The organism is Mesorhizobium sp. M4B.F.Ca.ET.089.01.1.1 (assembly GCF_004022605.1).
GTDB classification, from domain to species: domain Bacteria; phylum Pseudomonadota; class Alphaproteobacteria; order Rhizobiales; family Rhizobiaceae; genus Mesorhizobium; species Mesorhizobium abyssinicae.
The window spans coordinates 1-10,652 of sequence record NZ_RZOS01000186.1; the positions used below are offsets into that span (position 1 = coordinate 1).

Below are 10,652 nucleotides of genomic sequence, written 5' to 3' on the forward strand. Positions count from 1 at the left end.
AGCGCGCCCAGCCGGCCAGTTCCGCCTCGTTATTGCTGAGATAAAGCAGGCCGCAGCGGCGAAAGCCGGTGTCTTCGCCGGTCGCCGCCGCAAAGCTGTCCCACAAATCGAGGCTGTGGGTCGCCATCGGCAGTTCGCGGGCGTCGCGGTTCTGCTGGCGGCACCATCCCCAATTCCTGGAGGATTGCTCGGCGCCGATGCGTCCCTTTTCGACAAGCGCGACCTGCATGCCGCGCCTGGCCAGATAGTAGGCCGCGAAGACACCGACGATGCCACCGCCGATCACCACCACGTCCGCGGATTGCGGCAGTTTGCCAGATGTCTCGATTTGCTGCAGCGGCGCGCGCATGGTCTCTCTACCTTCACGCGCCAATCTAACGCGTTGCGCAGGCAGCCGCTGCCGCAGTTGAAGCCGAAGCAGAATTTTATTTCGGCAGCTCGGTCGAAATCGGAACTCGCTGCGTTTCAAAGCGGTGTCCGCTCGGATGGACAGGCCAGCGGGCTGTGATAGTGTCAAGGCTGTTGGTACGGCAGCATTTTGTGCTGTGGCATGCGATCTTTGGAGACGGCCATGAAACTGGATCGGATCGACATCAAGATTCTTCACGAATTGCAGAAGAACGGCCGCATCACCAATGTGGAACTGGCCGACCTCGTGCATCTGTCGCCGAGCCCTTGCCTGATGCGGGTCAAGAAACTGCAGTCGGAAGGCTACATCGAGGGCTATTCCGCGCAGATCAACATCGGCAAGCTCGGCCAGACGCTGACCGTGTTCACCGAGATCACCTTGAAGAACCACCGCCAGGTCGACTTCGCCCGTTTCCTCGCTGTCGTCGAGAAGATCGACCAGGTGATCGAATGCCACCTCGTCTCGGGCGGCTACGATTACCTGATGAAATTCGTAACCGCCGGCATCGGCGAGTACCAGACGATCATGGAACGGCTAACCGACATGGATATCGGCATCGACAAGTATTTCTCCTTCGTCGTGCTGAAGTCCCCCATCGTCAAGGCGCACATGCCGCTGCCCAGCCTGTTCCCGATGTGAGGCTCCGCGCATCGTCGCTCTAACCATCCGTCTCAAGACAAAGACGGAAAACCGTTCCTGGAATTGCTTCTAGCGGTGGCCGTATTGGCTGACGAGCTCGGGGTCGCGCACCAGGCCGTCGAGCCAGGTCGGATCGAGCTTCGGCACCGAAGAGAACAGTAGCTTGGAGTAGGGGTGGGCGGGCGCCTTCACCTTGTCTGGCGTGATCTGCTCCACCCGCTGGCCATTGTACATGACCATGATCTCGTCGCAGATCGCCTCGACGACCGACAGGTCGTGGCTGATGAAGATGTAGGAGAGCCCCAGCTCGCGCTGCAGCTCCTTGAGCAGTTCGATCACCGCGGACGCCACCACCGTGTCGAGCGCCGAGGTGATTTCGTCGCAGATGATGAGCTTGGGGTCGGCCGCCAGCGCGCGCGCGAAATTCACGCGCTGCTTCTGGCCGCCCGAGAGCTCCGATGGATGCCGGTAGCGCAGCGCCCTCGGCAGGCGCACCATGTCGAGCAGTTCGTCGACGCGCCTCGAGCGCGCCTGCCTGTCCAGCCGGTGATAGAAGGCGAGCGGGCGGGAGATGATGTCCTCCACCGGCTTGGCCGGATTGAGCGCGGTATCGGCGTACTGGAACACGATCTGCATCTCGCGCAGCTGGTCCTGGCTGCGTTTCCTGGCGGCGCGCTGCAGGTCCTTGCCATCGAAGACGATGGCGCCGGCCGCGGCAGGATGGATGCCGGCAATGACGCGCGCCAGCGTCGATTTTCCGCAGCCGGATTCGCCGATGACGCCGAGATTGCGCCCCTTCTCGACGACCAGGCTGACGGAATCGACCGCGCGGATGAGTGGCAGTCCGTCAGCCCGCATCGCGCCATAGCCGGCCGTCACATTGTCTATGCGCAGCAGTTGCTTCGTCCCGGCATCCGCGTCGGCTTGCCCCTGCCGCGGCTTCGGTTCGAAGGCAGCCAGCAGTTCACGCGTATAGGGGTGCCGGGCAGCTGACAGGATTGCCGCCGTGGTGCCGGTTTCCTGCACCTCGCCGCCCTTCAGCACCACGATGCGGTCGGCGATCTGGGCGACGACCGCGAGGTCGTGGGAAACATAGACACCTGCGATCCCGCCCGCCCGCATGACCGACTTGAATGCCTTCAGCACGTCGATCTGCGTCGTCACGTCGAGTGCCGTCGTCGGCTCGTCGAAGATCACCAGCTTGGGATCGCCGATGAGCGCCATGGCCGCCGACAGCCGCTGCAATTGACCGCCCGAAACCTGGTGCGGATAACGGGCGCCGATCCCTTCCGGGTCCGGCAGCGACAAGGCCCTGAACAGCTCGACTGCGCGCTTTCGCGCCCGCTCGGGCGGCATCAGCTTGTGGATGCGCGTGACCTCGATGACCTGCTCCATGATGGTGGAGGAAGGGTTGAAGGAGGCGGCGGCACTTTGCGGAACATAGGCAATGTCGGTGCCGCGCAGCCTGGCCCGTTCCTTTTCGGAAAGGCCGGCCATGTTCTTGCCGTTGACGTTGATCTCGCCGCCGGTGATCCGGCAGCCGGGCCGCGCATAGCCCATCAGCGAGAGCGCTACCGTAGTCTTGCCGGAGCCGCTTTCGCCGATCAGGGCGACGATCTCGCCGTCGGCTATGTCGAGGCTGACGCCCTTGATGATCTCGACAAGCCGTCCGGCGTCGGTCGTCGCTTCGATCCTCAGGTTCCTGACCTCGACGAGATTGCTCATGCGTCCCGGTCCCTGATCTTCTGCGGCAGGTTGTCGATCAGCAGGTTGACGCTGATGGTGAGGCTGGCGATCGCCAGCGAAGGCACGATGACGGCGGGGGCCGCGAAGGGCAGGCCGCCGATGTTCTCGCGCACCAGCGCGCCCCAGTCGGCGAGCGGCGGCTGCAGGCCGAGCCCAAGGAAGGACAGGCCAGAGAGCAGCAGAACGATGAAGACGAAGCGCAAACCGAAGTCGGCGAGCACCGGGCGGATGATGTTGGGCAGGATCTCGGAGCCGATGAGATAGAGGGTGCTCTCGCCGCGGACACGCGCGACGGTCATGAAGTCCATGGTGTTGATGTTGACGGCGAGCGCGCGCGCGAAGCGGTAGGCGCCGGGGATATAGATGACGGCGAGCGTCAGGATCAGCACCGGGATCGACGAACCGACCGCGGCGACGACGACAAGGCCGAACAGCTTGCTGGGGATGGAGTTCATGGCGTCGAGGAAGCGGCTGAGGCAGGTGTCGAGCCAGCCGCCGGTGACGGCCGCTATCATACCCAGCACGACGCCGGAAAAGCAGGCGATGGAGACGGCCGCAAGCGATATGCCGACTGTGTAGCGCGCGCCCATCAGAACCCGAGAGAGCATGTCGCGCCCGAGATAGTCCGAGCCGAGCCACAGCCCCTGACGCATCGGGCCGAAATAGTCGTCGTCGACGATGTCGCCGATGGGATGGGGAATGATGTAAGGCGCGAAGATCGCGATCAGTGTCCACGCCAGGATGACCAGCGAGGCCACGACGCCGACGAGGTTGTAGCTGTGGCCCAGGAAGGATCGTCGGGAGGTTGTCGTGCGCGCTGTCGTCATCTCAGCCTCGGGTTGGACATGATGGCGACGATGTCGGCGGCCGTGATGAGGAGAAGATAGCCGAGGCAGAAGATCATCGCGCAGCTCTGGATCAGCGGCAGGTCGCGGGTCGCGACCGCATCGACCATCAGCTTGGCGATGCCCGGATAGTTGAAGATCGTCTCGACGATGATCACGCCGCCGACCAGATAGGACAAGGAAAGCGCGATCGCGTTGACGATCGGCCCGAGCGCGTTGGGAAGCGCGTGCCGCAGCACCATGCGGCTGCGCGAGGCGCCTTTGAGGAGAGCCATCTCGACATAAGGCGTGGAGAGCGTTTCGATTACTGCGGCGCGCGTCATGCGGATCATCTGGGCGGAGATGACGAAGGTGAGCGTGATCACCGGCATTGCATAGATGCGCACGAGATCGGTCAGCGAATGCGCCTCGTTGACCGACGACAGCGCCGGCAGCCATCTGAGATAAACGGCGAAGAGCAAGACCGCCAGCGTGGCGACCATGAACTCCGGCACGGAGATGACGCCGATCGAAAGCACAGTGACGGTGCGGTCGTAGACGGAGCCGCGCAACATCGCGGCGGTGATGCCGAGCGTCAGCGCCAGCGGCACCGAGAGCAGCGCGGTGATGCCGGCGAGCTTCATGGTGTTGACCAGGCGCCCGCCGATCAGAGCCGCAACAGGCATCTCATTGGCATAGGAGGTGCCGAGGTCGCCGTGGAGCAGGCCGACAAGCCAGCGCAGGAAGCGCAGGATCGCCGGGTCGTTGAGATGCATGGCCTCGCGCAGGCCGGCGACCGCCTCGGGAGTCGCCGCCTGGCCGAGCAGGATCGACGCGGTGTCGCCAGGCAGCATGCTGGTGGCGAAGAACACGGCGAACAGCACTATCAATAGCGTGATGGCCGCGATCCCTAGCCGCTTCAGCACGAGGTTGAGAACCCCAGACGTCATTGAAAGCGCTCCCTGCGGTGCGTTCGGCCAACCATCTTGCGCAATGCAGTGCCGGGGGACCGACTGACCGGCCCCCGGCAGTCGCCCCTCAGGCTTCGAGCCAGAGATATTCCGCCATTGCGTAGCCCATCATGCCACCAAGCGGGTTCGCCTCCAAACCCTTCACCTTGCTGGAGAGGGCATCGACGTTGGAGATGTAGGCCGGGATGATGGTGCCGGCCTCCTCGGAGACCATGACCTGCATTTGGTTGTAGATTTCCTTGCGCTTGGCCTGGTCGAGCGAGCCGCGCGCCTCGACAAGCAGCTTGTCGAACTTCTCGGACTTGTACTGGCTTTCGTTCCAGGGGGCGCTGGAAGCGTAGAGGAGCGAGAACAGGATGTCCGGCGTCGGGCGCGGATTGATGTTGCCGAAATGGATCGGCGCCTTGAGCCAGTAATTGTCCCAGTAGCCGTCGGATGGGACGCGCTGGACGTCCAGCTTCATGCCGATATCCGCGCCGGCGGCCTGGATGATCACCGCCATGTCGATCGACGAGGTCGCGGCGTCGGACGCGATCACCGGGATGGACTGGCCGAGCAGGCCTGACTTCTGGAAGTGGAACTTCGCCTTGTCCGGGTCGAATGCCTTCGGCTTGATGTCGGCGTTGTGGAAGATGTTCGCCGGCGAGACAGGTTGGTCGTTGCCGACCTCACCAAGGCCGCGCAATGCCGATTTGACGATCTGCTCGCGGTTGACGAGGTACTTCATGCCGGCCACGAAGTCGGCCTTGCTGCCCGGATCCATGTCGAGCCGGATGTTGAGGTCGGTGTAGTTGCCCGCGGTCGTCTTCGACAGTTCGAAGCCCTGCTGGCTCTCCAGGAGCTTCATTGAGCGCGGATTGATCGATGCGGCAAAATTGATGTCGCCGGAAAGCAGGGCGTTGACGCGAGCACTGTCGTCGGTGATGGCGATGAATTCGAAGGTTGCGAGATAGGGCTTGCCCGACTTCCAGTAGTTCTTGTTCTTGGTGACGACCGAACGCACGCCCGGTTCGAACGTCTGCAGCACGAAAGCGCCGGTGCCGTTGCCCTTGGAGAAGTCGGTGGTGCCGTCCGCCACGATCATGAAATGGTGCAGCGCCAGGATGGTCGGCAGGTCGGCATTCGGGTCGGCGAGCGTGATTTCGACGGTCGACTTGTCGACCGCCTTGAAGCCGGTCATCTGCGCCGCGATCTTGGCCACCTTGGAGCCAACCGCTTTGTCGAGATGGCGCTTCAGCGAGTAGACGACGTCGTCGGCCGTGAGGTCCTTGCCGTCGTGGAATGTGACGCCCTTGCGCAGCTTCACGGTCCAGGTCTTGGCGTCCTTGCTGTCGAAGCTTTCGGCCAGCTCCATCTGAGTGACACCATCCTTGTCGAGGAAAGTCAGGCGGTTGTAGAGCGAGCAGCAGCGGACATAGTCGGTGGAGAGCGACGCCTTTGCCGGATCGAGCGTGTCGGCGGTCGAGGACGACCAGCCGGCCGCCTTGAAGCTTCCGCCGGAAACCGGCTCGGCGGCGACGGCCTGGCTGGCGCGGCCAAGCACCAGGCTGCCCGCGGCGACCGCGGCGCCACCGGCCAACAGCATCTTGAGGAGTTCGCGGCGGCTCGCGCCCCGCCGGATGGCGTTCTCGACCATGGCATCGTCTGCGCTGGTCCAGTTCGTGATCTTGTCGGTCATGTCATTCCCCTTTCTGTTTGTTTGGTCGGCATGCTCGTCTTGCTGCGGCTGTCCGGGCTTGGGTTCAGGTCCGTTCCTTCAGGCTTTCCCGAACGGCCGCCGCGAGGGAGGCCATCGAGGTGAAGTGGTAGTCCGGCACGGTGAAGCGCTCGGGCTCGATCGTGCCGCCATAGCCCTTCTGGGCATGCCGGCGTTCGATCCAGCAATTGGTCAGGCCAAGTGCCCGGGATATGCCGATGTCGTGATGCTGGCTTTGCGCGACGTGCAGGATGTCGTCCTTGCTGTCGCCCCTTGAGGCGACGAAATCGAAGACCTTCTGGAAGAACGCCGGATCCGGTTTCTCCGTTCCGGTATCGTCGGCGGTGAAGGTGGCGAAGAAGGGCGATCCGAGCTGTTTCTCGAAATGGTCGAGGGCCCAACGTCGGGCATTGGTCATGGCAATCAGCTTGTGGGATTTCGCAAGGTCCGCCAATGCCGCCGCGCTGTCGGGGAAACCTTTCCAGACGCTGGCGGAATCGCGCAGGCGGACGCCGAATTTCTCGTCTGCCGGCAGGCCGAGCTGCGGCGCGATGACCATGTACACACGCACCAGATCGTCGGGAAACAGGCCGGCATCGGGCATGTAGCGGGCCTGCCGGTAGAGTGCCAGCGCGGCTTCGCCATCGATGGAGACGCCAGCCTCGGCGGCAATCCCGGCCAGGCAAGTCGTGATGCCGCCTTCGAAGTCGATCAGCGTGCCGACGACATCGAAGGTCATGTACTTGAATTCGCTGAAAGCCCTGGCCAAGAAACTAGCTCTCCTCTGCGCGATACCGGATTGCATGGTGCTGAACAGAACAAAATTCCGTGCTGTCCGGGGCGTTGGCCTTTTTCGAAAGCCCATAAATCCGCGCTTTCTGGCCTTGTCTTATAAGCAGTCTGGCACTTCCCCCGCGCTGGATTCGCCGAAAAGGCGTGAGGGGGCGGCACAAAATTGCGAAATCGTCTGCCCCGGCGATATTTCGAGATACGAAATATTCGTCGCCCGTCATGCCAGGACCTGACGGACGTCGGGATCGTCCAGCGTCTGGTCGAGCGTGAGGCGCGTGCGCTCGATGATAGCGTCGACGTCGCCGTCGGTGCAGCAGAGCGGCGGCGCGTAGCCGAGGACACCGTTGGCAAAGGCGCGGATGATGAGACCGTTGTCCCACGCCCTGTCGAAGACGCGCCGCGCCGGCATGGCCGACGCCGGAAGCGGTGTTTTCTTCGTCTTGTCGACCACCAGCTCGATCGCGGCCAGCATGCCGCGACCGCGCACATCACCGACGAGCGGGTGGTCGCGCAGGCTTGCCAATCCCGTCATCAGGCGGGCGCCGGCCTTGATGCCGTTGTCCAGAAGGCCGTCTTCGTAGAGCTTCAGCACCTCGAGCGCGACGGCGGCGCTGACGGGATGGGCCGAATAGGTGTAGCCGTGGCCGACCGCAGCGGCGCCCGCGCCGTCGGCGATGACGTCGTAGACATGATCGGCCATGAACACGGCGCCCATCGGGACATAGCCGGAGGTCAGCCCCTTTGCGGTCGTCATGAAATCGGGAACGATGTCCTCGTCCGCGCAAGCGAACAGGGGTCCCGTGCGCCCGAAGCCGGTGATCACCTCGTCGGCGATGAACAGGATGCCGTACTCCCGGCAGAGCTCGCGTATCGCCTTGATCCAACCCTTCGGCGGGACGATGACGCCGCCCGAGCCCTGGATCGGCTCGGCATAGAAGGCGGCGACCCGCTCCGGTCCGATCTCCTCGATCTTGGCCTTCAGCGCGGCGAGCGATGCGGCGATGATGGTGTTGCCGTCCTCGCCTACCGGGTTGCGATAAGGGTAGGGCGAGGGGATCTTGTGCTGCCATTCGAAGGGAATGCCGAAACCGGCGTGAAAGACGGGCAGCGCGGTCAGGCCCGCGCCGACAACCGACGATCCGTGATAACCCTGTTCGATGGAAATGAACTGGTCGCGTTTCGGCTCGCCCCTGGCATTCCAGTAGTAGCGGACGAAGCGGATGGTGCTGTCGACCGCGTCCGAGCCGCCGAGGGTGAAGAAGACGTGATTGAGGTCGCCCGGAGCGCGCTCGGCCAGTTCCGAGGCGAGGCGAATGGCCGGCTCCGAGCCGAGGTCGAAATAGGCGGTGGCATAGGGCAGCTCGCGCATCTGCCGGGCCGCCGCCTCGACGATGCTGTCGTGGCCGTAGCCGGCATTGACGCACCACAAGCCGGCGAAGCCGTCGATCAACTGCCGGCCGGATGCTTCGGTCACGGTGGCGCCCTTGGCCGATTTCAGGACACGCACGCCGAGCGCCTCATGGCCGCGGTATGAGGAGACCGGATGGACGAGATGGGCGCGGTCGAGTTCGATCAGGGAATTGGCGAGCATTGTTGTCCTCCTAGCCGAGCGCCTGGTTGGCGAGGGCGTAAACTTTTGGCCTGGCCTGTTCCGACCCCGGCTTGGGCGGACGGTCCATGGCCACGCCGCCGCCGACATGGACGAGGCCGATTTCGGTGAGCCAGCCATCGATACCGGTCCGGCTGTCGGTATCCACGCGCAGGAAGGCGCCGCCGCGCGGCGCGGCGAAAAAGCTGATCAAGTCTTTCGCGGCCTCGGCGCTTCCCGCGATGACCGGGCCGATCACCTCGCCGCGCCCGAAAGGACGGATCGCGGCATAGGCCTCGATGGCGCCGTTGCGGCGGATGATTGCGAAGTGGCCGCGCTCGGCCAGCGCGTCGATCAGGGCTTCCCGGTCGGCGCCATAAGCGTCGCGATCGAGCGCTTTGATTTCCGGCAGATCGCCAATGCTTGCGGCTTCCACGCCGTCGGGCGCGTCAAGCTCCGTCACCTTCCCCTGATGCTGCAGGATCGTACCGGAGGGCACGAAGCCGAGCTTTTCATAGAGCGGCTCGCCATCCGCCGTCGCGACCAGCCGTAGCGGACGCTCGCCTGCGAGCGCGATGGCCTGATCCATGAGCCGGCGCCCGAGCCCCTGGCCCCGCACGTTCCTGTCGACGATCACCATGTTGATCATGGCGCAGTCATTACCATAGGGCGTTACCAGGATGGTGCCGGTGACACGGCCCTGGTCGTCGAGCGCGACAGCGCCGCTCGAGAGCTGCAGCGCCATCTGCCAGTCCTGCGGGCGATGCGGCCAATTCTCCTGGCGAGAAAGCGCTACCGCACCCTCTATATGGTCCGGCCCGAAGGCCTGGAGTTCGATCTCGCCCTGCTGCATGAGGCATCCTTTCGTCTGCTGATCAAGTCTCGGCCATCGGCGCGCCGCAGATCGTCTGAAGGCTTTGGCTTGGACAGTATCTTTCGCCGTAGCGCGAGGCATGCGCCGCATCTTGTGCTGGCGCGCCCGCCGCGGCGGACGCGCTTCACGTCTCGCGCGACGACGTAATCGCCACAACAGATGCTACAGCGTGCCAAACCGGATGGCGGATACGGAACTTTCTGCTTTCGGGACGCCGATTTCGGTCAGGTCGGCCGCCTTCTGCCGTCCTATGATGAATTCATCCGAACGCGGATGTGCTTCCACCGGAGATCGACGGACATGGCTTCCTTCAGGCCCAAATACATCACCTTCGACTGCTACGGCACGTTGACCAATTTCCAGATGGCGGAAGCCGCACGCGACCTCTACGGCAGCCGGCTCGACGAGCCGCGCATGCAGGAGTTCATCAAGAATTTCGCGGCGTACCGGCTGGACGAGATCCTGGGCGACTGGAAGCCCTATGCCGATGTCGTCCACAACGCGCTCGAGCGTTCCTGCAAGCGCAACGGCGTCGCCTTCAGCCCGGAGGACGCGAAGATGGTCTATGAGCGCGTCCCGACCTGGGGGCCGCATGCCGACGTTCCGGCGGGCCTCGCCAAGGTCGCCAAGGAAATTCCGCTGGTCATCCTGTCCAACGCCATGAACGCGCAGATCATGTCCAATGTCGAGAAGCTCGGCGCGCCGTTCCATGCCGTCTACACGGCCGAGCAGGCGCAGGCCTACAAGCCGCGCTTCAAGGCCTTCGAATATATGTTCGACAGGCTGGGCTGCGGTCCGGAGGACATCCTTCACTGCTCGTCGTCATTCCGCTACGACCTGATGTCGGCCCATGATCTCGGCATCAAGAACAAGGTCTGGGTCAACCGCGGCCACGAACCGGCCAACCCGTACTACGGCTATGTCGAGATATCAGATATTTCGGGCCTTCCAGGCGTGGTCGGTCTCTGAAACAGGGCGGATTGCCGATGAAGTTCGTCTCCTACTGGCACGACACCACCCCCGACTTTTCCGGCGCGGCGCAAGGCCCGGTCGAGGGTCATTACGATGCCGCCATCATCGGCGGCGGCTTCACCGGTCTCGCCGCCGCCGATG

Annotated in this window: 10 protein-coding genes; 2 read left to right on the top strand and 8 right to left on the bottom strand. The window is 63.8% G+C overall.

The genetic code is table 11. The annotated features are described in order from the left end of the window. A partial coding sequence (locus tag EN780_RS18275) for an FAD-dependent oxidoreductase (protein WP_133372640.1) occupies window positions 1-349 on the bottom strand: 349 nt, incomplete at its 3' end. A gap of 222 nt (window positions 350-571) precedes the next feature. On the opposite strand from EN780_RS18275, the gene EN780_RS18280 reads away from it, so the two are divergent. Further along, entirely contained in the window at window positions 572-1,048 is a 477-nt protein-coding gene (locus tag EN780_RS18280) for an Lrp/AsnC family transcriptional regulator (protein ID WP_127283402.1), read from the top strand. A 69-nt stretch (window positions 1,049-1,117) separates the two neighbouring features. On the opposite strand, the gene EN780_RS18285 is transcribed toward EN780_RS18280, so the two are convergent. From EN780_RS18285 to EN780_RS18315, 7 genes are all read right to left on the bottom strand, one after another. After that, entirely contained in the window at window positions 1,118-2,773 is a 1,656-nt protein-coding gene (locus EN780_RS18285) for an ABC transporter ATP-binding protein (RefSeq protein ID WP_128274913.1), read from the bottom strand. Next, the gene (locus tag EN780_RS18290; protein ID WP_128274914.1) at window positions 2,770-3,621 is read right to left on the bottom strand and encodes an ABC transporter permease; all 852 of its coding nucleotides are present in this window, start codon (window positions 3,619-3,621) and stop codon (window positions 2,770-2,772) included. Before EN780_RS18290 ends, EN780_RS18285 begins: the two co-directional genes overlap by 4 nt. Next, a complete protein-coding gene (locus tag EN780_RS18295; RefSeq protein WP_128274915.1) occupies window positions 3,618-4,568 on the bottom strand; it encodes an ABC transporter permease in 951 nt (316 codons plus the stop codon). Before EN780_RS18295 ends, EN780_RS18290 begins: the two co-directional genes overlap by 4 nt. Window positions 4,569-4,656: 88 nt before the next feature. Continuing rightward, entirely contained in the window at window positions 4,657-6,267 is a 1,611-nt protein-coding gene (locus EN780_RS18300) for an ABC transporter substrate-binding protein (protein ID WP_128274916.1), read from the bottom strand. Window positions 6,268-6,331: 64 nt separating this feature from the next. Beyond that, window positions 6,332-7,054, bottom strand: coding sequence for an HAD-IA family hydrolase (locus EN780_RS18305; protein WP_128274917.1), 723 nt, complete (start codon window positions 7,052-7,054; stop codon window positions 6,332-6,334). 240 nt (window positions 7,055-7,294) lie between these two features. Next, the gene (locus EN780_RS18310; protein WP_128274918.1) at window positions 7,295-8,668 is read right to left on the bottom strand and encodes an aspartate aminotransferase family protein; all 1,374 of its coding nucleotides are present in this window, start codon (window positions 8,666-8,668) and stop codon (window positions 7,295-7,297) included. Between the two features lie 10 nt (window positions 8,669-8,678). Beyond that, the gene (locus tag EN780_RS18315; protein WP_128274919.1) at window positions 8,679-9,518 is read right to left on the bottom strand and encodes a GNAT family N-acetyltransferase; all 840 of its coding nucleotides are present in this window, start codon (window positions 9,516-9,518) and stop codon (window positions 8,679-8,681) included. Between the two features lie 321 nt (window positions 9,519-9,839). Here EN780_RS18315 and EN780_RS18320 point away from each other — a divergent pair, with 321 nt between their 5' ends. Beyond that, a complete protein-coding gene (locus EN780_RS18320) occupies window positions 9,840-10,508 on the top strand; it encodes a haloacid dehalogenase type II (protein ID WP_128274920.1) in 669 nt (222 codons plus the stop codon). Window positions 10,509-10,652: the final 144 nt, after the last annotated feature.

What these genes read in the sequence shown, in the direction of transcription:
- EN780_RS18280 (WP_127283402.1), top strand. Translation starts at nt 572, where the DNA reads ATGAAACTGGATCGGATCGACATCAAGATTCTTCACGAATTGCAGAAG.
- EN780_RS18285 (WP_128274913.1), bottom strand. Translation starts at nt 2,773, where the DNA reads ATGAGCAATCTCGTCGAGGTCAGGAACCTGAGGATCGAAGCGACGACC.
- EN780_RS18290 (WP_128274914.1), bottom strand. Translation starts at nt 3,621, where the DNA reads ATGACGACAGCGCGCACGACAACCTCCCGACGATCCTTCCTGGGCCAC.
- EN780_RS18295 (WP_128274915.1), bottom strand. Translation starts at nt 4,568, where the DNA reads ATGACGTCTGGGGTTCTCAACCTCGTGCTGAAGCGGCTAGGGATCGCG.
- EN780_RS18300 (WP_128274916.1), bottom strand. Translation starts at nt 6,267, where the DNA reads ATGACCGACAAGATCACGAACTGGACCAGCGCAGACGATGCCATGGTC.
- EN780_RS18310 (WP_128274918.1), bottom strand. Translation starts at nt 8,668, where the DNA reads ATGCTCGCCAATTCCCTGATCGAACTCGACCGCGCCCATCTCGTCCAT.
- EN780_RS18315 (WP_128274919.1), bottom strand. Translation starts at nt 9,518, where the DNA reads ATGCAGCAGGGCGAGATCGAACTCCAGGCCTTCGGGCCGGACCATATA.
- EN780_RS18320 (WP_128274920.1), top strand. Translation starts at nt 9,840, where the DNA reads ATGGCTTCCTTCAGGCCCAAATACATCACCTTCGACTGCTACGGCACG.